Source organism: Cohnella cellulosilytica (assembly GCF_042431195.1).
Taxonomy (GTDB): Bacteria; Bacillota; Bacilli; order Paenibacillales; family Paenibacillaceae; genus Cohnella; species Cohnella cellulosilytica.
Window position 1 is genome coordinate 121,543 of the sequence record NZ_JBHMDN010000079.1, and the last position, 26,114, is coordinate 147,656.

At 57.0% G+C, this 26,114-nt stretch carries 21 protein-coding genes and 3 tRNA genes; 4 read left to right on the forward strand and 20 right to left on the reverse strand.

The features are described from left to right. Positions 1-393: 393 nt before the first annotated feature. Positions 394-861 (reverse strand): hypothetical protein, encoded by a 468-nt coding sequence (locus ACFFT4_RS33800; RefSeq protein WP_378054036.1) that lies wholly within the window; start codon positions 859-861, stop codon positions 394-396. A gap of 185 nt (positions 862-1,046) precedes the next feature. On the opposite strand from ACFFT4_RS33800, the gene ACFFT4_RS33805 reads away from it, so the two are divergent. Both ACFFT4_RS33805 and ACFFT4_RS33810 read left to right on the forward strand, forming a co-directional pair. After that, positions 1,047-1,337, forward strand: coding sequence for a transposase (locus tag ACFFT4_RS33805; protein ID WP_378054038.1), 291 nt, complete (start codon positions 1,047-1,049; stop codon positions 1,335-1,337). A 23-nt stretch (positions 1,338-1,360) separates the two neighbouring features. Then, complete coding sequence (locus ACFFT4_RS33810; protein ID WP_378054483.1) at positions 1,361-2,224, forward strand: IS3 family transposase; 864 nt, start codon at positions 1,361-1,363, stop codon at positions 2,222-2,224. Between the two features lie 188 nt (positions 2,225-2,412). On the opposite strand, the gene ACFFT4_RS33815 is transcribed toward ACFFT4_RS33810, so the two are convergent. From ACFFT4_RS33815 to ACFFT4_RS33860, 10 genes are all read right to left on the reverse strand, one after another. Next, positions 2,413-2,501 (reverse strand) — tRNA-Leu (locus ACFFT4_RS33815). Positions 2,502-2,561: 60 nt separating this feature from the next. Further along, positions 2,562-2,638, reverse strand: a tRNA-Ile gene (locus tag ACFFT4_RS33820). Positions 2,639-2,662: 24 nt separating this feature from the next. Then, positions 2,663-2,739 (reverse strand) — tRNA-Met (locus ACFFT4_RS33825). Between the two features lie 72 nt (positions 2,740-2,811). Continuing rightward, positions 2,812-3,003, reverse strand: a complete 192-nt coding sequence (locus tag ACFFT4_RS33830) for a YycC family protein (protein ID WP_378054040.1) — start codon at positions 3,001-3,003, stop codon at positions 2,812-2,814. Positions 3,004-3,122: 119 nt separating this feature from the next. Next, positions 3,123-3,287, reverse strand: a complete 165-nt coding sequence (locus ACFFT4_RS33835; protein ID WP_378054042.1) for a hypothetical protein — start codon at positions 3,285-3,287, stop codon at positions 3,123-3,125. Between the two features lie 146 nt (positions 3,288-3,433). Beyond that, positions 3,434-5,014, reverse strand: a complete 1,581-nt coding sequence (locus ACFFT4_RS33840; RefSeq protein ID WP_378054044.1) for an ABC transporter substrate-binding protein — start codon at positions 5,012-5,014, stop codon at positions 3,434-3,436. Next, a complete protein-coding gene (locus ACFFT4_RS33845) occupies positions 5,011-5,901 on the reverse strand; it encodes an ABC transporter ATP-binding protein (protein WP_378054046.1) in 891 nt (296 codons plus the stop codon). Before ACFFT4_RS33845 ends, ACFFT4_RS33840 begins: the two co-directional genes overlap by 4 nt. Positions 5,902-5,906: 5 nt before the next feature. Beyond that, positions 5,907-8,744, reverse strand: a complete 2,838-nt coding sequence (locus ACFFT4_RS33850; protein ID WP_378054048.1) for an ABC transporter permease — start codon at positions 8,742-8,744, stop codon at positions 5,907-5,909. A gap of 3 nt (positions 8,745-8,747) precedes the next feature. Further along, positions 8,748-9,842: an efflux RND transporter periplasmic adaptor subunit gene (locus ACFFT4_RS33855; protein ID WP_378054050.1), complete on the reverse strand. Its 1,095-nt coding sequence runs from the start codon at positions 9,840-9,842 to the stop codon at positions 8,748-8,750. Further along, entirely contained in the window at positions 9,802-10,620 is an 819-nt protein-coding gene (locus tag ACFFT4_RS33860; RefSeq protein ID WP_378054052.1) for an ABC transporter ATP-binding protein, read from the reverse strand. Before ACFFT4_RS33860 ends, ACFFT4_RS33855 begins: the two co-directional genes overlap by 41 nt. 234 nt (positions 10,621-10,854) lie before the next feature. Here ACFFT4_RS33860 and ACFFT4_RS33865 point away from each other — a divergent pair, with 234 nt between their 5' ends. Both ACFFT4_RS33865 and nagZ read left to right on the forward strand, forming a co-directional pair. After that, a complete protein-coding gene (locus ACFFT4_RS33865) occupies positions 10,855-12,513 on the forward strand; it encodes a glutamine--tRNA ligase/YqeY domain fusion protein (RefSeq protein WP_378054054.1) in 1,659 nt (552 codons plus the stop codon). A gap of 70 nt (positions 12,514-12,583) precedes the next feature. Continuing rightward, on the forward strand, positions 12,584-13,909 hold the full coding sequence (gene nagZ, locus ACFFT4_RS33870) for a beta-N-acetylhexosaminidase (RefSeq protein ID WP_378054056.1): 1,326 nt from the start codon (positions 12,584-12,586) through the stop codon (positions 13,907-13,909). A gap of 620 nt (positions 13,910-14,529) precedes the next feature. Here the strand turns inward: nagZ and ACFFT4_RS33875 are convergent. The 9 genes from ACFFT4_RS33875 to ACFFT4_RS33915 all read right to left on the reverse strand — a co-directional run bounded on the left by ACFFT4_RS33875 (position 14,530) and on the right by ACFFT4_RS33915 (position 26,024). Beyond that, positions 14,530-15,645 (reverse strand): ABC transporter permease, encoded by a 1,116-nt coding sequence (locus ACFFT4_RS33875; protein WP_378054058.1) that lies wholly within the window; start codon positions 15,643-15,645, stop codon positions 14,530-14,532. Between the two features lie 2 nt (positions 15,646-15,647). Next, positions 15,648-16,577, reverse strand: coding sequence for an ABC transporter ATP-binding protein (locus tag ACFFT4_RS33880; protein ID WP_378054060.1), 930 nt, complete (start codon positions 16,575-16,577; stop codon positions 15,648-15,650). 172 nt (positions 16,578-16,749) lie between these two features. Beyond that, positions 16,750-17,397 (reverse strand): orotate phosphoribosyltransferase, encoded by a 648-nt coding sequence (pyrE, locus tag ACFFT4_RS33885; protein ID WP_378054062.1) that lies wholly within the window; start codon positions 17,395-17,397, stop codon positions 16,750-16,752. Further along, positions 17,394-18,095 carry an orotidine-5'-phosphate decarboxylase gene (gene pyrF, locus ACFFT4_RS33890; protein ID WP_378054485.1) on the reverse strand — a complete coding sequence of 234 codons (702 nt, stop codon included), beginning with the start codon at positions 18,093-18,095 and terminating at the stop codon, positions 17,394-17,396. The genes pyrE and pyrF overlap by 4 nt, the downstream gene beginning before the upstream one ends. Positions 18,096-18,225: 130 nt before the next feature. After that, a complete protein-coding gene (gene carB / locus ACFFT4_RS33895; RefSeq protein WP_378054064.1) occupies positions 18,226-21,444 on the reverse strand; it encodes a carbamoyl-phosphate synthase large subunit in 3,219 nt (1,072 codons plus the stop codon). After that, positions 21,431-22,576 (reverse strand): carbamoyl phosphate synthase small subunit, encoded by a 1,146-nt coding sequence (locus tag ACFFT4_RS33900; protein ID WP_378054066.1) that lies wholly within the window; start codon positions 22,574-22,576, stop codon positions 21,431-21,433. Before ACFFT4_RS33900 ends, carB begins: the two co-directional genes overlap by 14 nt. A gap of 12 nt (positions 22,577-22,588) precedes the next feature. Then, the gene (gene pyrC / locus ACFFT4_RS33905) at positions 22,589-23,893 is read right to left on the reverse strand and encodes a dihydroorotase (RefSeq protein WP_378054068.1); all 1,305 of its coding nucleotides are present in this window, start codon (positions 23,891-23,893) and stop codon (positions 22,589-22,591) included. A 40-nt stretch (positions 23,894-23,933) separates the two neighbouring features. Beyond that, on the reverse strand, positions 23,934-24,494 hold the full coding sequence (gene pyrR / locus ACFFT4_RS33910; RefSeq protein WP_378054070.1) for a bifunctional pyr operon transcriptional regulator/uracil phosphoribosyltransferase PyrR: 561 nt from the start codon (positions 24,492-24,494) through the stop codon (positions 23,934-23,936). Positions 24,495-24,770: 276 nt separating this feature from the next. Further along, complete coding sequence (locus tag ACFFT4_RS33915) at positions 24,771-26,024, reverse strand: LL-diaminopimelate aminotransferase (protein WP_378054072.1); 1,254 nt, start codon at positions 26,022-26,024, stop codon at positions 24,771-24,773. Between the last annotated feature and the right edge of the window lie 90 nt (positions 26,025-26,114).

Below are 26,114 nucleotides of genomic sequence, written 5' to 3' on the forward strand. Positions count from 1 at the left end.
CCCAAGCAACATCGACTGTAGGCGTTGCCGCGGTACCGCCGCCGGCAGATACATGTTTTACAAATAATTCTAGATTTGTTGCACTGGTTAACCTAGCGCGAACATTTGGGGAGTCAGGCCCGTTATTTGATGTTGAGGAGGAACTACCTGCCCCGGTAAACGATACATGCGTTGATGCCTTTGTCATCGAAGCTAACGCTGTTATAGTTATATCTGCCGTTGCTCCGGCGACGGAAGAAGTGACCGACGCAATACCTCTCTGAACGCTTTTAACTGCCCCCATTGATGACCACACACTCCCATCCGTACTGTATTCGATCGCTCCGCTATTAAGCCGAAATAGCAAATTGTTAAGTAGCCTCTTGTCAACATACCGCTTCGTCCGCTGCGGCGTCATAAACTTGTTAGCGACCGTACCGGCTTCCGCTTCGGCCTGTGTGGCCGTGCCATAGTTGTCCACGCTTCCGAGTCCAGACGGGCGATGTCGTCGCTTGCAGCGGGAGCGGCCACCTTCGCCCGTCCGGCGGCGTCGCGGATGATGAGACGGCTGGCCGTTGCCGCCGAGGTCGCGCCGTGGACGCCAGTTGCGTTGGCGTGTGCATCCAGCTCAGCCTGCGTCGCCGGATCAAACGAGAGTTTTGCCGGTGTGATCGAGCCGTCAGGGATATCGACGTCGATGTCCTGTATCGCTTCGTGCAGCTCCGTGATCGCTCCGGCTGCCGTCTTTGCCGTCGTGGGGACCGCCGATAGATCGCCTAAAACTGAATCAATCATATCCATGTTCTCGTTAATGACGGATATATCCGCAATTTCGCTTGCTAACGGCTTTTTCAGACTGATATGCGGGGTTATTTCAGGCACTTACCTCAACTCCTTGTCACCAATGTTGGTCTTTTCATCTATTGGTGGCAATCGTACGACAAACAAAAAGAGAGTTTAGGCTCTCGTTTTAATATCGTCCCGGAAATGGAGTGCTACGATAAAAATGCAGTCAAAAAACACCCTCGTATGAAATAAAATGAAAACTAACGAGGGGACGAGAGCCAATGAACAGGTACGACAAAGCATTCAAAGAAGAAGCCGTAAGATTAAGCGATGAGATTGGACCAACGAAAGCCGCCGAACAGTTAGGCGTATCTTACTACACGTTGCAGGAATGGATAAAGCGAAGAACCCTGCACGGCGACGGAGCGCCGATCGGGAGCGGACACGCTTATACATCTGCCGATAAGACTGCGCGCGAAGTCGAACTAGAAAAAGAAATCAGCGAGTTGCGCCGCGCCAATGATATTCTCAAGGACGCACTCGGTTTTTTCGCAAAAGACCGGAAGCGATAAAGGCACGCCAGCTCTACGCGTACATCCGTGAACGACGGGAGCGATGGACCGTCAAGGCGATGTGCGCAGTCCTTGCTGTCAGCGAATCGGGTTACTACCGTAACTTGAAGCCCACACCCCAACAGGAGCGGCAGCAACGCCTTCTGGTCAAAATCAAAGACATCATTGGAGAGCATGAAGACAACCGAAATTACGGTGTCCAGCGTATTTTGCTGGCGCTGACTCAAATAGATGTCACGACCACCTACAGCACCGTCTATCGCATCATGAAGCAGCATGGCCTGCTGAAGAAAGTGAGGCGTCATCCAAACGGTATTACCCGCGAGGACGCCTCAGCGCAAAAGAGCGAGAACCTGATCCAGAGAGACTTCAGCGCCTCAGCTCCCAACCAAAAGTGGCTATCGGATATCACCGAAGTTCCCTGTTCAGATGGGAAGCTCTATCTGTCTGCGGTACTGGATTGCTTGGGCGGAGAGATTGTAGGCCTCGCCATGGACGACAATATGCGCAAGGCACTCTGCATCCAAGCTTTTGAGAACGCCTGTAAAGCAAGAAAGGCTCGCGGAATGATTTTTCATAGCGATAGAGGCAGCCAATTCACGAGCTATGCCTTCCGAGAACGTCTGGCTAAACGAGAGGCCATTCAGAGCATGAGCAGCACAGGACGTTGCTATGACAACGCAAGGATGGAAAGCTTTTTTGCTACGCTAAAGAAAGAGAAGCTGTACCAGATCAACACGGAGCGCTATCCGATGGCCGATATGAAATCGATCATCTTCAGATACATCATGGTCTACTACAACCGGCGGCGGATCTACACTTCTAATCCAGGGGGCTGGCCGCCAGCTATTTATCGCGAAAGAATGCTGTCACAAGCAGCTTCATAACGGGATTTCTGTACGAGGGTGTTTTCAAACTGCACTTTTTTTGACAACTCCACTATCCAACATCGTTTGAGACACTCTACATCACAGGTCACGAGCAACACCTATGCTCATGTAACCAAAAAGCTAATTTCCCCCTATAAAAATCAAAAAAATCCCTTACGCATCAAGGGATTCGAACTTCAATACTATGGTGCCGAGAACCGGGGTCGAACCGGTACGGTAGTCACCTACCGCAGGATTTTAAGTCCTGTGCGTCTGCCAATTCCGCCATCCCGGCATGGTGCGAGTCTCTGGCAACCGAGCACAATCGGTCAAGGAACCTGCCCGCTAAATTGCATGGTGGGCCTTGAGGGACTCGAACCCCCGACCAATCGGTTATGAGCCGACCGCTCTAACCAACTGAGCTAAAGGCCCCCGAAAAGGTCCAGAGAAAGACGTTGGTTGCGGGGGCAGGATTTGAACCTGCGGCCTTCGGGTTATGAGCCCGACGAGCTACCGAGCTGCTCCACCCCGCGTCATTAAAGCATTATAGAATTTATTGGCGACAAGAAATAATATACTATAAAAGCCGGCTATCCGTCAACCGTTTATTCACTTTTCTTTTCTTCCGTTTCCAGATGCTGCTTGGTTTCCTCTGTCTCGGACGTCTGGGCCTTCGCCATCTCCCCAAGCTTCTGCAGCAAAATATGCTGCGGCATATGCATGAGATGTTCCAACGGCACCTTCATATAATCGGCTAGCTTAACCGCTGTATCCGCCGATAATGGCATTCTGCGCATCGCTGATTCCTCCTTCTCCCATACCTTCCGGACACCAGCTTAGCACAAAAACCGCTTCTTTGCCAACATGCCGTCAAGGTTCCATCCGCCAAAAACGGCCTAATGAGGCGTAAAACAAGTTAAGGGACATAACGCACGCCGTATTTCCCCTTTTTCGAGCGAAACACCTCGATTTCCCGCGGAGCTTCCAGCCCGAACACCCAGCTGTCGTGCTCCATACGTTGAACAAGACAGCCCGCTTGAAATTTGCTGTCGTACAGTCTCGACCAATAAATCCATTTCATGCGCCTTCCCTCGCTTGCGTTATGGTTTGGATGTTCCTAGCATGCGCGGGTTTGGGGAATTTGAATCCGGCCTCCGACAAATTTAAAACAGACAGGCGCCCCACTCTTTCGAATGAGACGCCCGCCCACCTTATTCCTATCGCAACTTATTCAACAGGCACGGCTTCCCCAGCCGCTTCCATAAGCGCTCTCTTCTGCAGAGGGATCGCTCCGCCTCCTCCGCCGTTGTCCGTACTGATTCCGCCGAACGGATCGTCGATATTGCCTTTCGGGTTCGTCTTGATCTTCTGCAGCAAGTCGTTCCCCTTCTCTTCCCACAGCGCCAACGCTTCCTTGGCGGATTTGCTGCCCTGCATCACTTGGGAGAACAGCATCGAGCCCATCTCGTTCACCAGATTCAAATTCGGCTTCTCGCGATACAGCTCCTGTTCTTTCAGCGAGGAGCCTTGAGTCGGCGCCGGCTTCAGCTTCGTGAACGCCTCGATGTTGTAGCTCATGCCGTCGCGCACCTTCACGAACTCTTTGCGAGCGGACAGCTCGTAGGTGCTGCGGGATTTCAGCTTCGCCCACTCTTTGCCGTTCATGAATTTGATGAATTCCCAAGCGTCTTCGGTGTTCGCCGCATTGGTGTTAATACCGGCGAGCTGGTTCAAATAAATATTGCCTCCGAAGCCCTCTTTGCCGACGTGGAACGGCATCGTGACGACATCCCAATCCAGCTTCTCCATTTTCAGCTTCTCGTTGTTATCGTTCAATTGCTGGATTTGATTGATCATGCCGTAGTCCCCGATCGTCATCGCCACTTTTCCGTTAAGGAACAGCTGGCCCTGGAACGGGTTATATCTGTATTCCTCGCCCTGCGGCTGCTCGTAATTCATATCCTCTTGACTTGGCGTTACGCGATCTTTCTTCAGCTGGGCTACCTTCTCCCAGAGGTTTTGCCATTGCGGCGTGTTGACGGTCATCGTCTCGCCCTTTTCGTCGAACATCTTGAGCTGCAGAGGCGCCGCGAACGTTTGGAAGTCCCAGTAGTTGTCTCCGGCTCCCCATTGGTTAAAGGTAAAACCGAAAACGGACTCTTTGCCGGTGCCCGAAGTCACGCGCTTCGCCAGGTTGAATACGTCGTCCCAGCTCATGCCGTCCTGCGGGAATTCGACTCCCTTATCCGTAAACAGCTTCTTATTGTAATACAACGCGGAGGATTGGAACGTCGGAGTCAACGCGTACAGGAAGTTATCTCCTTGCTCCTTGATGCCGTCGATAACCGTAGGCACGAATTCGTTGATGTCGATCTTGTCTTCCTTAAGCATCGGATCGAGCTGCTTCAGCATATTTTCGCTCACAAGCTGACCCAGCATGCTCATGTCGCTAATAATCATAACGTCGACCGGATTGGAGCCGGTCATAATCTCCTTGAGCTTCGCCATCTGATCGACCGGCTCCTGCTGCTTCGAGTAATCCTCGAATTGCATTTCCGTGTAATCGATCGCGGGCACGACCTCGATGTCGATGTTGGAATGCGTGAATTCGAACATGTCCGTGAATTGCTGGCGGAACCAGGTTTCGTCCGATTTGCTTCCGTACATCGTGCCGATGCGGAGCGTACGCCGATTGTTCGGGTCGTTCGCGCCGTCCCCCGAATTACATGCCGCAAGCGTCGGGACTAGTAAGGATAAAGTCATTCCGGTCAGCACCCATTTTCGGGTTTTTCCTGCTCGTTTGTTCATGCTGTTTCGTCCTCCTCCAAAGATTTAGGTTTTGTGATGACAATTTTATCTCCGTCAAACTCCATCGTGGCTTTGTCGCCAATCGAGAGAGCGGACAAGTATTCTTTCGGAATCTGCAGCCGGCCGACCCGGTCCACGACGACGAACGCTTCGTGAGCCTCTTCGGGCGTCCGTCCGTCCGATAACGGCAAGGAATGATCCAGGTTCGGATTCCTTTTGATAAACTCCGTGCTCGTCAGTCCGTCGCGGATTGCGACGACGCGGTCTACTTTGCCGGCCAGCGACAAGTCGTGCGTCACGATGACGATCGTCAGGCCTAGCTCCCGATTGAACTTGCGGAAAATATCCATAATGATATCGGACGTCCGGGAATCTACCGATCCCGTCGGCTCGTCGGCCAGCAGCAGCTGCGGACGGTTCGCCAGCGAGATGGCGATCGCCACCCGCTGCTGCTCCCCCCCGGACAACTGCTGCAGCTTGTTGTGCATGCGCTCCTTCAAGCCGACCCATTCCAGCAGCTGCTTGGCGTAGGCCCGGTCCAGCTTGCCAGAGAACATCATCGGCATCTCTACGTTCTCGAGAGCGCTCAGGAAGGGCAGAAGGTTCCGGGCGTTGTTCTGCCAGATGAAGCCGACCGTGTCGCGCTTGTACTTGACGAGATCGTCGTCGTTGACCTTCAGTAAATTCCACGGCCCTACCTGGACCTGACCCGCGGAGGGACGGTCAAGACCGCCGAGAATGTTCAGCAAGGTCGACTTCCCGCTTCCGCTGTTGCCGATAATCGCCATCATCTCTCCCGCTTTAACCGACAGGTTCAAGCCCTGAAGAGCGACGACTTCCAGATCGTCGGCTTTGTAAATTTTCACGAGACCTTCGCATGTAATCATAAGATTTACCGCTCCTCTCCCAGCTTGACGGCTTGGTGAACCTTCAAGCGTCTAATATGCGTGATGAGAAGCGCCACGCCGATCGTCATCATGACGCCGACCACAATATACAGCCGGTTCGTATCCGTCGCCTCGAACACGACGCGGAACGGAGGAACCTGGTTCGTCGAATTGTCGGTCGTCTGCAGGAACGGAAGGAACAGCAGACTCGCCAGCTTTCCGATGCCGATGCCGAGCCCGATCGACAAGCCGGCCGTAAAGATTTGCTCGAGCAGCAGCATTCCCGTCAGCTGCTTGCGGGAAAGCCCCATAGCGCGCAAAATACCGATCTGCACGACCCTGCGCGACAGGTTGAAAAACCAGAACAGAATGTAGCCCGACAAGGAAACGATAATCGTAACCAGGAAGCCCAAGCTAAGAATTCCGAAAACGCCGCCCCGGGCAGGATGCTTGCTCTGCGTCGTCAATTCGGATCTCATGCTGCTGACCGAAGCCAGCTCGATCCCCTTCTCCTGAAGCACGGGGATGATCTCCTGTACTTTCGCGTCGGGCTCCATCTTGAGCCACACGTCGTAAGGGATGAGCGGCGCCTGGTCGTAAATGTAACCCAGATTCGCGATCAAGAACGGCGTCTGGTCCGGGTACAAGCTCGGCCAGTAAGGCACGACGTCGAGAATGATAAATTCGATCGTCTGCTCCTGAATAACCGTCTGGACCATATCTCCCCGCTTCAGATCGAACTTCTTGGCTACGTTGGAGGAGATAAACGCTCCCTCCGGCACCTGCCCCATCCATTCGAGATATTTGTACGGATTGATCTGGTACATATCCTTGCGGAGCCAGCCGACACGGGCAAAGTCAACGTTGTCGATCCCCATGATGGTCGCCTGCCCCGCCGTCTTGCCGGAAATCGTCAGGCTGCTCTTCGTCTGCAGCACGCGCGCCGCGTGCTCGACGCCAGGCAGCGTGCGGAAAACCTCGAACGGCGGTTCGTTGTAGTTAAACTTCGTCGGCGCGGGCCGATCCCCCTGGCCGCCACCCCCGCCGCTTCCGCCGCCGCTGCCTCCGCCTTGCTGCGAAGGGGGCTTGAATTCCGGCGTGCCTTCCCATACGGTCTGGACGACGACGTCCGTTCCGTATTTATACATGATCCGCTCTTCCGAGTTCAGCCCGATCGTCCGCGCGGCCGAGGAATTATATACCCCGAGGCCCAGCGTCAGAATGAGCAGAATCATAAGCGGGTAATACGATTTGGCCGACCGCGACAGCTGCGTGAGCGTCAAATAAAAAGGGACGGGCAGCACTTTCTTCCCTATTGCGTTAAACAGCTTGAGCAGCAGCGGAAACAATCTCAGAAACACGAGCCCGGCCGCGAAAATGCTCAGCGCCGGAACGAAGAATAGAAACGGCTGTACATTAAGCTGATCCGTCGTCATTCCCGTCTTGAACGTCACCATCTGCCGTTCGTTGAACAGGTACCAGCCGTACCCCGCAACGCCCAGCAGCAGCACGTCGATAAACCATTTCTGCCAGAACGGCCTGCGGTCTCCCCTGGCCATCTGCCTCTTGTAATCGACGATCGAGGTTCTCGTGAAGACAAGCGCCGGAATGACAGTGGCCGCGATCGCCACCAGCACGGCCGCGACGCCGGCCAATATGCCGTCGGTCGAGAATCCGACCGGGATCGCCTTGCGGTCCACGAAATGCAGAAATCCGTTGGCCGAACCGATGCTCTTGGCCATAAACCAGCCGAATAGCGGACCGATCAGCAGGGCCACGATTCCCAGCAGCGTGCCCTCCAACAGAAACAGCATAAAGATCTGCCTTGTGCTCGCCCCCCGGCTTCGCAGCACCGCGATATCGGAGCGCTGTCGCTCCAGCGCCTGCTGCGTGTTCATCGTAATAAAGTAGAACACCATGGCAATCATCGGAGCCGCGAGCGTGAAGAGCATCGTCTGCAGTTGAATGCTGTCGCGGCGGAACTGGGACAGCATCTCCGCGAAGCTGAGCTCCAATCGCGTGTCCTTCAGCTTCTTGTAAACCTCGATGTCGATCCGGTTCAGCTTGCTCGACAGCGGAGCGAGTTGACTCGTCTGAATCTCTCTCAGGTCGAAAGCGGAGTACCAGCTGGCGATCTGAATCGGAATGCCCCGCTTGGCGGACAGATCGTCCAGCAGGACCGGGTCGGATACGTACAAATAGTTCATGAGCCCTTCCAAGCCCTGGTACCAGTAGGCGCTGTTGTCGTCGGCCGGCTTGAACGCCCCGACGATCTGAACCCGCAGCGTCTCTCCGGCAACCGAGTACAGCAGCACGTCGCCGACATGCAGGTCGTTGCGGAACAACGCTTCCTCCATCATGAGCGCTTGAACCGTGCCGTCCGCATCGGGAGTGTCCGCGAACCACTTGCCTCCCGCCATCTCCACCTGTTCCTTCAAGCCTTCGAAGGAAGCGATCGTCATCTTTCTCGTCCGGCTGGCGTCCACCTTCGTCGGATCTTCGGGCGACACCTCGGAGCTGCGAATCGTCAAGCTCCTCTGGGATACCTCTTGCGGAAAACCGATATCGGATTTAATGTCCTCGCGAATATATTGATCGACGTTGCGGAAGCTCTCCAAATCCGTCTTGCCGTCCGTCGACTGGTACCGAATCAGCATCGATCCCGCGGGCAGCCCTTCGCTGTTTTCCTGCAGGGTTTGCGAGACAACCCGCTTGAGCGCGCCGTCCGCGTACATCGGAATGCTCGTCGTGAACGCAACCGCGACGAACAATCCGGCGAGCGTGCTGAGCGTCATCCAGCGCGTGTTCCACATTTTGCGGAAGAGAAACCGAATCAGCGCCATCGGTTATCGACCTACGACTTTCTGTCCCGGCGTCAAGCCGCTCAAAATTTCCGCGTCGGTCGGGGTTTGCTGTCCGACCTCCACGTCGACCTCGCGCTTGCTTCCGTCCGCTTCCGCCACTTGAACGTAAGTTCGCGCCCCGATCGTCCGCAGAGCGGCGAGGGGAATGACGACCGCGTTCTCCTTGCGGTTGGTAATAACGGAGATCGACAGCGGTGTGCCGCGCGTGGCTTCCTTGGGAAGCTTGCCGACGTCGACAAGCAAGTATTTGTTGATGCTGTCCGTTTTGCCGCCTTCATTGCCGTTCTGATTGTCCGTCGCAGGCACCGGCAGCTGCTTCACCTTGCCCTGAAGCGGTTCGATATTGTTGATATCGACGCGAACCTCCATGCCGACGGAAACCTTCCCCAGATCGTCCTTGGACAGCTCGGCGGCGATGACCAGGCTGCTTGGGTTGGCGATGACGGCGACCGTGTCGTACGCTTTGACCATGTCGCCTTCCTGCACCGGCACCGATACGACCGTCCCGGAGAACGGAGCGGTCAGCACCGCCTTGCCGATATCCTCCTGCATGTCGACGAGCTGCTGGCGCGCTTCCTCGAACTGCAAAGATTTCATCTCGAACTCGACCGGATCCATCTCGTCCTTCTTGCGCAGCGTTTCCTTCATTTCAAGCTCGCGCTGCTTAAAGGCCAACTCCTGCTGACGAAGGTTTTTTCTTAAGTCGTCGACGTCTAGCTCGGCCACCGCTTCTCCTTCTTTGACCGTCTTGCCTGATTCTATGTACAGCTTCTTAAGCCGTTTTCCGTCCAGTGTAAAATAAACCTGCTTCTCCTGGGAGGACAAAATTTTGCCGGAGCCGGATACTTTCGTTTCGAGCGTTTTGGTGACTACTTCGTATTGCGGCTTCTCCGAGATTTTCGGCAGCTGGATTGCGGACAGATCCTCCTCCTCCGGTTCGTCGGGCAGCAAGCTGCACCCCGAGATCGCCAGCGACAACGCCAACGCGGCAATCATGCCGGCACTTTTGCGGCTGCGGCGCGCGGGCGCCTGACGGTCAATTGGCGACGAATACGCCGTCCACCATTTCATAGACATGGTCTGCTACCTCCATAATCGTAGGATCGTGTGTCGTCATGCAGAGCGAGATTTTTTCGGTCGCGACGACTTCCTTGAACACTTGCATAATTTGTGCGGTCATCTGACTGTCCAGCTCCGCCGTCGGTTCGTCCGCCAGAATAAGGCTGGGCTTGTGGGCGATCGCCTTGGCGATGGCCACCCGCTGCTGCTCTCCCCCGGAAAGCTCGAACGGACGGTGATGCATTCTCTTCGAGAGACCGACCAGGTCCAGACAGGACGTAATTCTTTCCTTCCATTCCGAACGGGGCGTTTTCGCCATGCGCAGCGACAATTCGACATTCTCGTATGCGGACAATAAGGGCATCAAAGCGAACGCCTGGAAAATAAACCCGATATCCTTGCGACGCACGACGGTGCGCTTGTCGTCATCCCATTTGTGGAACGGGCGGTCCTTGAAAAAGATTTCTCCCTTCGTCGGCGTATCCAGCCCGCCCATCAGATTCATCAGCGTCGTCTTGCCCGAGCCCGACCGGCCTCTGAGCATGACCAGCTGCGCGGGGTAGAGATTAAGGTTGATTCCCTTAAGCACCCTGAGCTTCTGGCTTCCGACATCGAAGGATCGTTCCACGTTGCGCACGGACAGTAGCGGTTCGCTCGCGATCGGTCTTTCTTTCTCCGCTTCCGCTTCCGCGACAGCCTGCGGCTCCGAGGGCTTCTCGGGCGATTTTTTCGCCAAATCCTGTCTTTGTTCGCCCGCCTTCTCCGCCGCGCCCCCCCGGCTTAGCCATGACAGCATTCATCTTCCTCCCTTGCCAATCTCTTCAATAGATTATAACGAAGCGTCTATCTGAAAAGTTACTAAAAAATTAAATCTTTATCATTTTTTTAGAAGAAATCGGTTCGAATCTATCGGCGTTTCGTCGACGAAGAGCGACATTTTTCCGATTTTTCGCTTAACCCTTTATAAGAAGCCGCTTTTTTGTGTATTATTAGAGGATATAACGATTTATTGCGAGGAAGGTTGGTCCGCTTGGAAACTAAGACGCCGTCATCGAATTTTATTCGGAACATCGTGTCCGAGGATCTTGCCTCGGGCAAAGTCACGGAGATCGTGACCCGGTTCCCTCCCGAGCCGAACGGGTATCTGCACATCGGTCACGCCAAATCGATCTGCCTGAACTTCGAGCTCGCCGACGAGTTTAAGGGAAGAACGAATTTGCGCTTCGACGACACCAATCCGGTTAAGGAAGACACGGAATACGTGGAGTCGATCAAAAGAGACGTCGAATGGCTCGGCTTTAATTGGGACGGGCTGTTCTTCGCGTCGGATTATTTCGGGGAGATGTACGAGCGCGCCGTACTGCTGATTCGCAAAGGCCTCGCCTACGTCGACGACCAGAACGCCGAACAAATCCGCGAGACGCGCGGAACGCTCACTTCCCCCGGTCGGGAAAGCCCTTATCGAAACCGCTCGATCGAGGAGAACCTCGACTTGTTCCGCCGGATGAAGGAAGGCGAGTTCGCCGACGGACAAAAGGTGCTGCGCGCGAAGATCGACATGGCGTCTCCGAACGTCAACCTGCGCGATCCGGTCCTGTACCGGGTGCTGCACGCCCATCATCACAATACGGGCGACGAATGGTGCATCTACCCGATGTACGCCTACGCGCATCCGCTCGAGGACGCCATCGAAGGCGTGACGCACTCGATCTGCACGCTCGAGTTTGAAGATCAGCGCCCGCTCTACGACTGGGTCGTCCGCGAGTGCGAGATGCCGCAGGTTCCGCACCAATATGAATTCGCGAGATTAAACCTGACCAACACCGTCATGAGTAAAAGAAAGCTCAAGCTGCTCGTCGACGAGAAGAAGGTGGACGGTTGGGACGATCCCCGCATGCCGACGATTGCCGGTTTGCGCCGCAAAGGCTATACGCCGGAAGCGATCCGCGCCTTCTGCCGCGAAATCGGGGTGGCGAAGAGCTACGGCATCGTGGACGAGCGGATGCTGGAGCATTTTATCCGCGAGGATTTGAAGCTTAAAGCGCTGCGGACAATGGCCGTGCTGGACCCGCTGAAAGTTGTGATCACGAACTACCCCGAAGGCAAGACGGAATGGCTCGACGCCGAGAACAACTCCGAAAATCCGGAGATGGGCCATCGCAAAATCCCGTTCTCGAGAGAGATCTACATCGAACGCGAAGATTACATGGATAACCCGCCTCCGAAGTATTTCCGCCTGTTCCCGGGCAATGAAGTGCGCCTCAAGCATGCGTATTTCATCAAATGCGAGGAAGTGATCCACGACGCGGAAGGCAACGCCGTCGAGCTTCGCTGCACGTACGATCCCGAGACGAAGAGCGGCTCCGGCTTTACCGGACGCAAGGTCAAGGGAACGCTCCACTGGGTCGACGCTTCCCATTCGGTACCCGCCGAGTTCCGGCTGTACGAGCCGCTGATCTCCGACGAATCCGAGTCCGAAGAAGAGGGCCAATCGTTCCTCGACCGTCTCAACCCGAACTCCCTTCAAGTATTGAAGGGCTTCGTGGAGCCGGGAATGAAGGAAGCCTCCGGTGGAGACAAATTCCAGTTTTTCCGGCATGGCTACTTCAACGTGGACCCGAAGGATTCGGCTCCCGAACTGCTCGTCTTTAACCGCATCGTGTCTTTGAAAAGCTCGTTCGAAGTGTAAAATAGCTGAACTCCCGGCTTCCTCGCGAAGGAAAACCGGGAGTCTTTTGTTCAATTAAGGAGGACTCGCCTTGAAGAAAGCCGGAAACGTCCAGCGCTCAGTCGGTCTCGTCGTCGTTTGGTGCCTGCTCGCGGGGCTTGTCATCGGATGCTCCGGCGGCAAGGCCGGGGCTCCCGCCTCCCCTGCCGCTCCCTCCGCAACCTCTTCTTCCTCCACTTCGGCAGAGCCGTCGACGCCTTCGGCTTCATCTCCGTCCGAATCCGTGCCCCCGGAAACAACGCCCCCCGCGGAGGAAGATCCGATCGAACTCCTGCTGGCGAAAATGACTTTGGAGGAAAAAGTCGGACAGGTTATCGTTGCCGGGATCGAGGGGACGAGGATAGACGATAAAATGAAGAAGCTCATTGCCGAGCAGCATGTCGGAGGTTTGATCTGGTATAAAAACAACTTCTCGGACCTGAAAGGCTCCGTTCAGCTTGTCAACGAATTGAAGCGCGCGAACGACGGCAACCCGCTCCCTCTCTTCATGAGCGTCGACCAGGAGGGCGGCAAAGTGAGCCGGCTGCCCAAGGACTTCACCGCAATGCCGGACGCGGTCAAAGTCGGCCGAACGGGAAAGCCTGAGCTGGCCGAAGAAATGGGCGCTCTTCTCTCCAACGAACTCCGGCTAATGGGCTTTAACATGAACTTCGCTCCCGTGCTTGACGTCAACAGCAACCCGGCCAATCCGGTCATCGGCACCCGCGCGTTCGGCAGAGACGCCGAGTCGGTCGCAACCATGGGCGTTGCCGCCATGCAGGGGCTGCAGCACGGCGGCACGATTGCCGTCGTAAAACATTTTCCCGGCCATGGGGACACGTCCGTAGACTCGCATCTGGAGCTTCCTTCCGTCGGGAAAACGATCGCGGAACTGGAGAAACTCGAATGGATTCCGTTCCGCGCCGCGATTCAGGAGGGGACGGATGCGGTCATGATCGCGCACATCCTGTTTCCTAAGATCGATCCCGACTCTCCGTCGTCGCTGTCCAAAACCGTCATCACCGACCTGCTCCGCGACCGGCTCGGCTATGCCGGCGTCGTTATTACGGACGATATGACGATGGGCGCCATCGCCCGCAACTATGGCATCGAGGACGCTTCCTTGCAGTCCTTCCTGGCCGGCAGCGACCTTCTCCTTGTCGCCCACGGCTACGACACGGCCCGCAAAGTCTACGATAGGCTGCTCGAAGCGGTCAATTCGGGCGCACTCCCCGAGTCCCGCCTCGACGAAAGCTTGCGCCGAATTATCGCTTTAAAGCTAAAATACAAGCTATCCGACGAAGCCATCCCCGTCCCCTCCGCCTCCGCTCTCCCCAACGCCGCCATCCAACAATGGCTCAAGCGGTTGGAGCAATAACCCTCCTTGCCCAGGGTTTGCCTGGCCGGAAAAGCCCCTCCTCTCCGGTTGGCAGACCTTCTTTTTCCGCAACTACAGCCACTATCCCTCTCGCTCAGAAGCCCTACTCACTCCGCCTCTCCCCCGCGCACTTATGGCCATTATCCCTTTCCCTCAGAAGCCCCGCGCTTTTCTCCCCTCGTCCACGCCTCTATGACCATTATCCCTTTCCCTCAGGTTAACGGTGGAGCTATTTCACTATTTTCATCCCTACGGCCATTATCCCCTTCATTCAGAAGAAGCCGCTTTTCCTCCCTTCACTCCGCCTCATTCATCAGCCTAATACGATATTATCGATCCCGAGTATAGATAATAGACCCTTCTCAGCCTGTACTGAGCGACGGGGATAATGGCCATAAGGGAGAAAACATAGATATCGAGGCTACAATGTTCTGAGTCACGGGGATAATGGCCATAAGGGAGAAAACATAGATATCGAGGCTACAATGTTCTGAGTCACGGGGATAATGGCCATAAGCTGCGAAACATGAAGCTGAACGGAGCTTGCGGGAATCCGACCGAAGAGCGCTGGAATGCGTTCAGCCGAGTCGGAACCGCAAGCTCCGGAGAAAAACGAAGGTTTAACGGACTTCTATTTTCGTTTTGCGGTAGATCAGCACGCCGAGGACGAAGGCAACGACGCCCCATGCGCCGAGAATGCCGATGCCTGACCAGAAGTCGGGGGAAGCGATCCCGCTGCCATACACCATGCCGTCGCGAACGCTGTTTACGAAATAAGTCAGCGGAAGCACCTTCGACACAGGAATAAGCCACTCCGGAAACCCGCTTGTCGGGAAGAAAATACCGCTCAGGAACATCATCAGAAAGCTGGCGATATTTGCCATCCCCATATAAGCCTCGATCGATTTGCTGAATGAGGAGAACAGATAGCCGAGCGCGTTAAAGGCAAGAGCCCCGACAAGGAAACCGACGACCAGCGTCGGAAAATCCAGATGCAGCTTGGCGCCGAACCCGAGCACCCCGATCAGAGACAGAATGATGATTTGCACAACGCCCAAAATGAAACGCACCATCATGCCGCCTACTCCGAACAGCCCCATTTTCACGGGAGTGAGCCGTAATCTCTTCAGCAAACCTTTGCGTCTCATCTCGACCATGTCCACCATGCCGAACAGTCCGCCCTGCGCCACCGCGAGCGCGATCATCCCCGTCAGCAGGAAGTCCACATAGCTCAAGTCTTCGCTGCCGCTCGAGACGGCCGTTGTTGATACGGAGTACGTAGGCGTGACGCCCGCAACCTGATAATTCGTCTGCTGGACGAACTTGTCCAAGATTCCCGCGATCGCTTGCGTTGTCGCGCTTCTTTCATTTTCCTTGTTGACGATGATCTCAAGCGTATTCGCATTCTCGCCGGGAAGAACGATGACCGCGTCCACGTCCTTGTCCTTAACCCATTCGTCCGCTTCTTCCGCGGTAACCGGCTGCTCCGATTTCCACTCGAGCACCGGCACTTGGCGCAAGTAACCTTCCAGCATATCCGACGCTTCGCTCGCGCTTGGTTTTACAACCGCGATTTTCGCTTTGAAGTCGCTGCCTCCGCCTCCGCCGAAAATCACCATGAAAATAACCATCAAAATAATCGGGAAAAAGAGATTCCAAAACCAAACCTGCTTTTCCCGGAACATCATTTTCAACTGCGCGCCGAACAACTTGCCAAGCTGTTTGCCGTTGCTCATCTTTAGTCCCTCCATTCTTTGCCCGTAAAGGCGATGAATACGTCTTCGAGACTCATCTCGCGAATGGAGACTTGCTCTACCCGATACCCTTTTTCCTTCGTGAATCCGAAAACTCCGTACAAGGTTTCTTCCGGCTGCACCGACCACAGCTTCAGCGAAGCGCCGTCCAGCTCCGTGCGAACGACCGTGGCATCTCCCTTGGCGACCTGTTCTGTCTCGGCCGCAGCCGCCTCCCCGTCCTGGAAGTACAGTCGGACCTCCCGTTCCTTCGTCAGGTTGTCGATCAATTTGGCGGGCGTATCGAGCGTGACGATTCTGCCTTGGTCGACGATGCAGACCCGATCGCTCAGCTTCTCCGCTTCCTCCATGTAATGGGTCGTCAATATCGTCGTCTTGCCCAGTTCCTTCAGCTTCAGCACGATGTCCCAGATGTTGCGGCGCGCTTGCGGGTCCAGTCCGGTCGTCGGTTCATCGAGGAAAATAATTTGCGGATCGCTGATCATCGCCAGCCCGATCGCAAGACGCTGACGCTGCCCGCCGGACAACGACTTGACGTTTTTGCGGCGATGGTCGGTCAGATTGATCATTTCCAGCACTTCCGACGGTTGTTTCGAGTGCGGATAGAACGAGGCGAACAGGTCCAGGTTCTCCTCCACGGTAAGCAGGTCGAACAGGGCGCTCGACTGCGGCTGTACGCCGATAATCGTTTTGATTCGGTCGGCATTCTTGTCCCATGTCATCCCGTCGATCGAAATCGTTCCCGCATCGGGAGATTGCATGCCTTCGATCATTTCCAGCGTTGTCGTCTTGCCCGCTCCGTTCGGACCGATGATCGTGAACACTTCCCCGTTCTCGACGGAAAAGCTGATTTCTTCCACGGCTTGCACGGCGCCGAACGCTTTGCGCAACCCTTTCACTTGCAGAATGGCCACGAGTACACTCTCCTTTTTTTGCCAAACCTCTTTCAGATACTCCCATTGTAACCGAGCAAGCGGAGCCGTTCGACGGTCCCGGGCACGCTTTTGGCCTCGGTCTCCAGACCGAGTAAACGACAAAAAGGCGGCCCCCCGATCGGAGGACCGCCGCTTGCCGCGACTTTACCGCTTATTTGCCGAAGGCCTGAGGATTTTCGCGCCACGACTGAAGCAGACTCACGTCCGCCTCGCTGATCGTGCCGCGCCGAAGAGCCTCGTCGACGAGAGCCGAATAGTTCGAGAGCGTCTTCAGCTCGACGCCTTCTTCGCTGAAAGCCGTTTCCGCCAGTGCGAACTGGTAGGTGAAAATCGCCAGCACTCCCTGCACGTCCGCGCCCGCGTCCATGACGGCTAGCGCCGCTTTAAGCGAGCTGCCGCCGGTGGAGATCAAATCCTCGATCACGACGACCTTCTGTCCGTCCTTGATCAGCCCTTCGATCTGGTTTTGTTTGCCATGGCCCTTCGCCTTGTCGCGGACGTAGGCCATCGGAAGATTCAGCTTCTGCGCGACCCAAGCGGCGTGCGGAATGCCCGCCGTCGCCGTGCCGGCGATGACCTCGGTGTCCGGATAATGCGTACGGATCAGCGTCGCGAAGCCTTCGGCGATCGCGTCGCGAATGTCGGGATAGCTCATCGTGAGCCGGTTGTCGCAATAGATCGGGGAGATTATCCCGGAGGTCCAGGTAAACGGTTCGTTCGGACGCAGGGCTACCGCCCCGATATCCAACAGACGGCCGGCGATAACGGCCGGCAACTGCTCTACGGAATATTGACTCATGATTCGGTCATCTCCTTCAAAATGTAGTCCAGCGCATCCTGCGGCGAGCTGGCCGCCGTAATCGGACGCCCGATGACGAGGTAATCGGTGCCGCCATCTATCGCTTCGCGGGGCGTCGTAATGCGAATCTGATCGCCGACGTCCGCGCCGCGCGGCCGAATTCCCGGCGTCACGGTAAGGAAGCCGCTGCCGCAAGCCGACTTGATCGCCGGAACCTCCAGCGGAGAAGCGACAACGCCCTGCAATCCGGCAGCTTGAGCCAGCTTGGCGTAATGGACGACGGCATCCTCCAACTTGCCCGCAATGCCGATCTCGGCGTTGAGCACCTGCTGGCTCGTGCTTGTCAGCTGCGTTACTGCGATGACAAGCGGAGCGCGCTCGGCGTCGCCCGCCTCCAGCGCATCGCGGACGCCTTCGAGAGCGGCCTCCATCATCGCCGTTCCGCCGGCAGCATGTACGTTAAACAGATCCACGCCGAGCCGGGAAATGCTTCTCGCCCCTCCGCGGACGGTGTTGGGGATGTCGTGCATTTTCAGGTCGAGGAAGATGCGGAAGCCTTTGCTTTTCAGCTCCCGGACGATCGCCGGCCCTGCCGCATAGAACAGCTCCATGCCCACCTTCATCCAACAGCCGGACCCTTGCAGCCGATCGGCCAGCTCCACGGCAGCCTTCGCGTCGGGCTTGTCGAGCGCGACCATAATTTTGCCTGCCGCCTCCTTGCGGGATAGCAACGACACTGGTATTCCTCCCTCTGAGCGAAGTATTCAAGAAGTATTCATATAGAAGCCCGATCCCCATCATTATCGGGGACCGGGCGGCTTGCTCCTATTAAGCTTGGAACGCCGGCATCGGCTCGCTGGAGAAGCGGAGCGCCTCCAGCATGTTAAGCAGCGCGCGCACCGTGTCCAGCGACGTCAGGCAGACGACGCCGTTCTCGACCGCCTCGCGGCGGATGCGGAAGCCGTCGCGCTCCGGCGTCTTGCCCTTCGTCAGCGTGTTGACGACGAACTGCGCTTCGCCGGTGCGGATCAGATCGAGAATGTTCGGCGAGCCGTCGGACAGCTTGTTGACACGGCGGACTTTAAGTCCTGCGGCTTCCAAGGCGTCGGCCGTTCCACCCGTGGCGAGCAGCTTGTAGCCCAGGTTGTAGAAGCCTTTCAGGATCTGAATCGCTTCTTCCTTGTCCTTGTCGGCGACCGTCGCGATGATCGCGCCGGAATTCGGAATTTTCATCCCCGAGCCGACCAGGCCTTTGAACAGCGCTTTGGCGTAGAAGCGGTCGCGGCCCATGACTTCGCCCGTCGATTTCATCTCCGGCGTCAGCGTCGGATCGACGCGGCGCAGCTTGGCGAAGCTGAATACCGGAACTTTGACCGATACGAATTCGTCTTCCGGCCACAGTCCTTCCTGGTAGCCGAGCTCGGTCAGTTTTTTGCCGAGAATCGCTTGCGTGGCCAGGTTGGCCATCGGGATTTTCGTTACTTTGCTCAAGAACGGCACGGTACGGGACGAACGCGGATTCACCTCGATCACGTACACCTGATCCTGCCAGACAACGAACTGGATGTTGACGAGTCCGACCGTCTTCAGCTCTTTGGCGATTTTGATCGTGATGTCGACCGCCTGCCGCTTGATTTCATCGGACAGAGACTGCGGCGGGTATACGGCGATCGAATCGCCGGAGTGAACGCCGGCGCGCTCGACATGCTCCATAATGCCCGGAATAAGCACCGTCTCGCCGTCGCAGATCGCATCGATCTCGATTTCTTTGCCCAGCATGTAACGGTCGATCAGCACCGGATGCTCCGGATTGATTTTAACCGCGACTTCCATATAGGACAGCAGCTCTTCGTCGGAGTAGACGATCTCCATCGCCCGGCCGCCGAGCACGTAGGACGGACGCACGAGCACCGGATATCCGAGCTCTTGCGCGGCGCCTACCGCCTCGCCGACGGACGTGACCGTCGTGCCTTTCGGCTGCGGTACGCTAAGTCTGCTAAGCAGCGCCTCGAACCGCTTGCGGTCCTCCGCTTCGTCGATGCTGTCCAGCGACGTGCCGAGAATGCGCACTCCGGCTTTCGCCAGCGGGGCAGCCAGGTTAATGGCCGTCTGTCCGCCGAACTGCACGATAACGCCGATCGGCTTCTCCTGCTCGATGACGTTCATGACGTCTTCGAAGAACAGCGGCTCGAAGTAGAGGCGGTCCGACGTGCTGAAGTCGGTGGATACCGTCTCCGGGTTGTTGTTGATGATGACCGCCTCGTATCCCGCATTGCGGATCGCCCATACGGCGTGAACGGTCGAATAGTCGAATTCGATGCCTTGGCCGATGCGGATCGGGCCCGAGCCGAGCACGATGATTTTTTCCTTCTCGCTCGGAAGCACCTCGTTCTCCGTCTCATAGGTCGAGTAGTAGTAGGGCGTCGTCGCCTCGAACTCCGCGGCGCACGTATCGACCATCTTGTAGACCGGCACGAAGCCCTGCTCCTTACGATAGACGCGGACGTCCGCTTCGTTCGTGTAAGCGCCGGACGGATGGCCTTCGCTTCTCAGCTCCGCGATCGCGCGGTCCGTCAAGCCGTTTCTCTTCGCCTTGTAGAGCAGCTCCGGCGTAAGCGCGGGCTCTCTGCGAATCTCGTCTTCCAGCTGGACGATTCGCTCGATCTTGTCGAGGAACCACCAGTCGATGTTCGACAGATCCTGGATGCGCTGCAGCGGCCAGCCGCGGCGGAACGCTTCGGCGACGAGGAACAGCCGCTCGTCATCCGCTTTGATCAGGCGATTCGACAGCACTTCGTCGGACAGCTCGTCAGCGCCTTTCAAGTAGATGCGGTGTACGCCGATTTCGAGCGAACGGACCGCTTTATGGATCGATTCCTCGAACGTGCGGCCGATAGCCATGACTTCGCCGGTCGCCTTCATCTGCGTGCCCAGCTTGCGGTTCGCGGAAGTGAACTTGTCGAACGGCCAGCGCGGGATTTTCGATACGATGTAGTCCAGCGTCGGCTCAAAGCAGGCGTAGGTCTGGCCCGTAACCGGGTTGACGATCTCGTCGAGCGTATAGCCGATCGCGATTTTTGCCGCCATCTTGGCGATCGGATAACCGGTCGCTTTGGAAGCGAGCGCCGAAGAACGGCTGACGCGAGGGTTAACCTCGATGACATAATATTGGTAGCTCTGCGGATCAAGCGCGAACTGCACGTTGCAGCCGCCTTCGATATTGAGCGCGCGGATGATCTTCAGCGAAGCTGAACGAAGCATCTGATATTCGCGGTCGGACAGCGTCTGGCTCGGTGCAACGACGATGCTGTCGCCGGTATGAACGCCGACGGGATCGAAGTTTTCCATGTTGCAGACAACGATGCAGTTGTCGTTGGAGTCGCGCATAACCTCGTACTCGATTTCTTTCATGCCCGCGATCGACTTCTCGATCAGACATTGGCCGATCGGGCTGTAACGGATGCCGTTGGCCACGATCTCGCGCAGTTCTTCCTCGTTCGCCGCGATGCCGCCGCCCGTGCCGCCGAGCGTATAAGCCGGACGGACGATAACCGGATAACCGAGGCCGTTGGCGAATTCCACCGCATCCTCGACCGTGGTTACGATCACACTCTCCGGTACCGGCTGTTCCAGCTCGCGCATCAGCTCGCGGAACAGGTCGCGGTCTTCGGCGCGTTCGATCGCGTCGAGCTGCGTGCCGAGCAGCTTGACGTTCTCCTGCTGCAGCACGCCGGCGCGCGCCAGCTCGACGGCCATGTTCAGGCCGGTCTGGCCGCCCAGCGTCGGCAGCAAACCGTCCGGACGCTCCTGGCGAATAATCTGCGAGACGAACTCCAGATTGATCGGTTCGATATATACCTTGTCGGCGATGTTCGTGTCGGTCATGATCGTCGCCGGGTTGCTGTTGATCAGAACGACTTCGATGCCTTCTTCCCTCAGCGCTTGGCAGGCCTGCGTACCGGCATAGTCGAATTCCGCTGCTTGTCCGATGACGATAGGGCCGGAGCCGATTACGAGAATTTTCTTGAGGTCTTTATTTTTGGGCATACAGCAGTTCTCCTCTCAGCGTCTCCGACAATTGCGCTTGGCGCGGACGTTCCGGGTTGGCCAGCTTGTTATCGCGGATCATTTGCAGGAAACGGTCGAACAAGTAGCTGTTGTCGTACGGGCCCGGGGCCGCTTCCGGATGGTATTGAACCGTGAAGGCGGGGTAACGTTTATGCTTCAAGCCTTCGATCGTTTTGTCGTTGTTGTTGATGTGCGTCACTTCCAGCTCGGTGCCGGCGATCGATTCCTCGACGACCGTATAGCCGTGGTTCTGGGAAGTAATGAAGCAGCGGCCGGATTCGAGCTCCTTGACCGGATGGTTGCCGCCGCGGTGGCCGAACTTCAGCTTGCCCGTATCCGCTCCGCAAGCGAGCGCGAACAGCTGATGGCCGAGACAGATGCCGAAGAGCGGATACTCGCCGAGCAATTGACGAATCGTCTCGACGGCATGCGGCACGTCCTTCGGGTCCCCGCCGCCGTTGGACAGCTGAATGCCGTCGGGGTGCAGGCGGCGAATTTCGTCCGCCGTCGTGTCATGAGGCACGACGACAACGTCGCAGCCGCGCTTCGTCAGCTCGCGCAAAATCCCGCTTTTCGCGCCGAAATCGATCAGCACGATGCGCTCTTTGTCACCGGGGCTGGAAAACACGTTTTGCGTCGACGTGCGGGCCACCTGCTCGCGCAGCAGCGGAGTAGCGCCCAAGCGCTCCATCAGCTCTTCGACGCGCTCGTTGCCCGTCGTAATAATGCCCTTCATCGTCCCGTGCACCCGAAGAATTCTCGTCAGCATGCGGGTATCGATGCCGCTGATCGCCGGAATGTCGTACTCCTTGAGCAGTTGGTCGACCGTATATTGCGCTCTCCAGTTGCTCGGCACATCCTCGTGACGGCGAACGACGAAGCCGTGCACGTAAGGACGGACGCTCTCGAAGTCGTCGCGGTTAATGCCGTAGTTGCCGATGAGCGGATAAGTCATCGTTACGATTTGTCCGCAATAGGAAGGGTCGGACAGCACTTCCTGATAACCCGTAATCCCCGTATTGAACACCACTTCGCCGACGGAGCCGGTTTCGGCGCCAAAGCTCTGTCCCGTAAACAGCGTACCGTCTTCCAATAACAATCTAGCTTGCATTCCAATCACTCCTTAGCGGTTAATGCCGTTCTCTTCGGTCCAGACCACTTTGCCGCCGACCATCGTCATCGTCGGCCAGCCGTATAGCTTCCAACCTGCAAACGGGGTATTGCGGCCTTTCGTCAGGAACTTCGCGGGATCGACTTCCCGCTCGTTCTCCAGGTCGATCAAGACGATATCCGCGGGCGCTCCGGCATCCAGCGTTCCGTAAGGAAGGCGGAACACCCTGGCCGGGTCGCTCGTCATTCTGCGCAGCAGGAAGTCAAGCGTCCAGCGTCCCGTGCGGACGAACTTCGTATAGAGCAGAGGGAACGCCGTCTCGAAACCGACGATGCCGAAAGGCGCTCGATCCATGCCCCGCGCCTTCTCCTCTTCGCTGTGCGGAGCGTGGTCGGTCACGATGATGTCGATCGTCCCGTTCTCCAGCGCCTGGATGCAAGCCTCGACGTCGCGAGGCGTTCTGAGCGGCGGGTTCATTTTCCAGTTGGCGTCCATATTGTCCGGAATGTCCTCGTCCGAAAGCAGCAGATGATGCGGGCATACTTCCCCGGTGACGTTCACGCCGACCGACTTGCCGAGCCGGATCAAGCGAATCGATTGCTCGGTGCTGACGTGGCAGACGTGGTAGTGCACGCCAGTCGCCTCGGACAGAAGAATATCCCGGCCGACATGGATCGCCTCCGACTCGTTCGGAATGCCCTTAAGCCCGTGCTTGCGGGCGAACGCGCCCTCCGTAACCGACGCGCCCTCTACCAGCGAGTCGTCCTCGCAGTGGGCGATAATCGGCATGTCAAGCGATTGGGCAAGCGCCATCGCGTTTTTCATCATTTGCGCGTTCTGCACGCCGACGCCGTCATCCGTGAAGCCGATCGCTCCGGCTTCCTTCAGCGCCGGGAAGTCCGTCAGCTCGCGGCCCAGCTCGTTCCTGGTGATCGCGGCGTAAGGCAGCACGCGCACGACGCCTTCCGTCTTCGCCTTGTCGAGCACCAGCGAGATCGTCTCCGGCGTATCCATCACCGGGCGCGTGTTCGGCATCGGCGCGATGACGGTGAATCCGCCCTTCGCCGCCGACTCGGTGCCGCTGGCGATCGTTTCTTTATGCTCAAAGCCGGGCTCGCGCAAGTGAACGTGCATATCGATCAGCCCCGGCGCAATCAGCTTGCCCCCGGCGTCGATCACTTGCGCTCCCGAAGCGTCGGGCGCCTCCGCGCCAACGCGCCATTCCGCGATCGTCCCATCCTCGATGCGCACATGCGCGGTTTCAAGCTTCCCGGCTTCCTCATTCCATCTGCTGGCGTTCGTAATCCATATCGTCATTGATTCCCTGGCGCCTCCTCTGCTGTGTTGGGTGGTGGCTTTAACCTCTGACTTCCGCTTCGCGCGGGTGCAGAATCGTCACGCAATCCGTCTCGTCCACCTCGCTGAGCGAAACGTCGATCTTCTCGTGCCGCGAGGTCGGCACGTTTTTTCCTACATAATCCGGACGGATCGGCAGCTCGCGATGCCCCCTGTCCACGAGGACGGCCAGTTGAATCGACTTGGGCCTGCCGCAATCCATCAGCGCGTCCAGCGCGGCCCGTATCGTTCGTCCCGTATAGAGCACATCGTCCACCAGAATGATCCGCTTGTCGCTGACGTGCCGCTTCAGCTCTTCTCCCGGCCCTGCCGCGCTCGCCCTCGCCGCCGAGGGACGATCGTCGCGGTAGCGGGTAATGTCCAGATCACCGACCGGAACGGGCTGACCCTCGATCTCAAGAATCCGCTCGGCGATGCGATGCGCCAGATAGACGCCTCGCGTTCTTATTCCGATCAGCACGCAGCCTTGAATGCCCTTATTCTTCTCGACCATCTCGTGAGCAATCCGGGTAAGCGCCCGCCGAATGGCGGATTCATCCATAATGACACGCGAGTCCGACAAAACGATCCCTCCTTCATGCGAGATTTGCACAAAAAAACCTCCCTGCGCGATCGCAAGGAGGATTCAGTCAGACGAGCATATCGACAGGCAGGCGTCACCGATACATCTCCCTCTGCCTCGGCCCAAGCCGAAGAGGAGCATGTACGGTCGCACGACCGGTCGGATATTGTCAACTCTGCGCCACCTTGCCAGTCTCTCTGGACTGAATTAAAGGTACCCGTTTCATTAACAATGATTATCCCATGTTCGACATGAAGTGTCAAGGAAATCCGAACATTAAAATTCGAATTGAACGTCCGTCAGACGGCGCTTGATTTCGTTGATGACGCGGGCTTCTTCCGCCTCGCCCTGCGCGATGAAGGTGACGGAGAAACGGACGAATTTGCCGGCGTCGTCCCATGGCACGGTAGAGATCAGATTCTCGCGGATCAAATATTGCGAGAAATCCTCCGCGGACTCGAACCGCTGGCCGCCGACGATGCCTTTGGGCGCTTCGACATACAGGAAGAAGGAGCCCTTCGGCTTCTCGGCGCGAAAGCCGATTTCGTTCAGCGCCGCGACGAGCAAGTCGTGACGGCGGGAATATTTGGCCGAGATCGCCTCGGTAATTTGCGGATTGGCCAAGCCGTAAGCGGCCGCCTTCTGTATGGCGATGAACTGGCCGGAATCGTTGTTGTCCTTCACGTCTCCGAACGCTTTGACGATCAGCGGATTGCCGGCGATAAAGCCGATCCGCCAGCCGGTCATGTTGTACGACTTGGACAAGGAGTGCAATTCCACGCCGACGTCTTTCGCGCCCGGCACCGACAGGAAGCTGAACGGCTTCGCTCCGTCATAGGTCAGGGCGGCGTACGGCGCATCGTGAACGACGATAACGCCGAACTTTTTCGCCCATGCGATAACCTTCTCGAAAAATTCGATCGTAGCCGCCGCGCCCGTCGGATTGTTCGGATAGTTCAAATACAGCAGCTTGGCGCGCCGGGCGATCGCTTCCGGTATCGCATCCAGATCCGGCAAAAAGTTGTTTTCCTTCGTCAGCTGGACGTTAAAAACTTCCCCGCCCAAATATTTCGTGTGCGTGCCCATAACCGGATATCCCGGAACGGTCATGATCGTCACGTCGCCCGGGTTGATGAACACCGTCGGCAGCATCGCGAGAGCTGGCTTGGCTCCGATCGTGTGCAGCACTTCCGTCTCCGGATCGATGCCGTCCACGGAAAACACTTCCTGCAAATACTTCGCCGCCGCCTGCTTGAACTCGGCGATGCCATTGTCCGCGTACCCGCGGTTTTCCGGCTTGGCCGCCTCCTCCGCCAGCTTGGCGACGATGCCCGCGTCCGCCATTTCGTCCGGCTCGCCGACGCCCATGTCGATCAATTCCACATCGGGGTGCGCTTTCTTGGCAGCGACTTTCGCCCGCTTGATTTTCTCGAATTTATAGATGTTCGTGTCTTTGCCGTAGCCGGAGCCGCCGATCCGGTCCGCGAATTGCTCTTGAATAAAAGTCGATTGATATTGTTCTGCGCTCATTGCCGCCACTCCCTGCATCGTTCGTTAGCCTCTTTACTTAGACACTATGAACGATACGCGGTTGGGCCGCCATGGATTTTTGCGCCGATC

Excerpts from the sequence above, each read along its gene's own strand:
- pyrE (WP_378054062.1), bottom strand. The coding sequence starts at position 17,397 with ATGAGTCAATATTCCGTAGAGCAGTTGCCGGCCGTTATCGCCGGCCGT.
- pyrF (WP_378054485.1), bottom strand. The coding sequence starts at position 18,095 with ATGGTCGCGCTCGACAAGCCCGACGCGAAGGCTGCCGTGGAGCTGGCC.
- ACFFT4_RS33875 (WP_378054058.1), bottom strand. The coding sequence starts at position 15,645 with ATGAGCAACGGCAAACAGCTTGGCAAGTTGTTCGGCGCGCAGTTGAAA.
- ACFFT4_RS33845 (WP_378054046.1), bottom strand. The coding sequence starts at position 5,901 with ATGATTACATGCGAAGGTCTCGTGAAAATTTACAAAGCCGACGATCTG.
- ACFFT4_RS33835 (WP_378054042.1), bottom strand. The coding sequence starts at position 3,287 with ATGAAATGGATTTATTGGTCGAGACTGTACGACAGCAAATTTCAAGCG.
- pyrC (WP_378054068.1), bottom strand. The coding sequence starts at position 23,893 with ATGACGATATGGATTACGAACGCCAGCAGATGGAATGAGGAAGCCGGG.
- ACFFT4_RS33805 (WP_378054038.1), top strand. The coding sequence starts at position 1,047 with ATGAACAGGTACGACAAAGCATTCAAAGAAGAAGCCGTAAGATTAAGC.
- ACFFT4_RS33855 (WP_378054050.1), bottom strand. The coding sequence starts at position 9,842 with ATGTCTATGAAATGGTGGACGGCGTATTCGTCGCCAATTGACCGTCAG.
- ACFFT4_RS33850 (WP_378054048.1), bottom strand. The coding sequence starts at position 8,744 with ATGGCGCTGATTCGGTTTCTCTTCCGCAAAATGTGGAACACGCGCTGG.
- ACFFT4_RS33830 (WP_378054040.1), bottom strand. The coding sequence starts at position 3,003 with ATGCGCAGAATGCCATTATCGGCGGATACAGCGGTTAAGCTAGCCGAT.
- ACFFT4_RS33900 (WP_378054066.1), bottom strand. The coding sequence starts at position 22,576 with ATGCAAGCTAGATTGTTATTGGAAGACGGTACGCTGTTTACGGGACAG.
- carB (WP_378054064.1), bottom strand. The coding sequence starts at position 21,444 with ATGCCCAAAAATAAAGACCTCAAGAAAATTCTCGTAATCGGCTCCGGC.
- ACFFT4_RS33840 (WP_378054044.1), bottom strand. The coding sequence starts at position 5,014 with ATGAACAAACGAGCAGGAAAAACCCGAAAATGGGTGCTGACCGGAATG.
- ACFFT4_RS33860 (WP_378054052.1), bottom strand. The coding sequence starts at position 10,620 with ATGCTGTCATGGCTAAGCCGGGGGGGCGCGGCGGAGAAGGCGGGCGAA.
- ACFFT4_RS33915 (WP_378054072.1), bottom strand. The coding sequence starts at position 26,024 with ATGAGCGCAGAACAATATCAATCGACTTTTATTCAAGAGCAATTCGCG.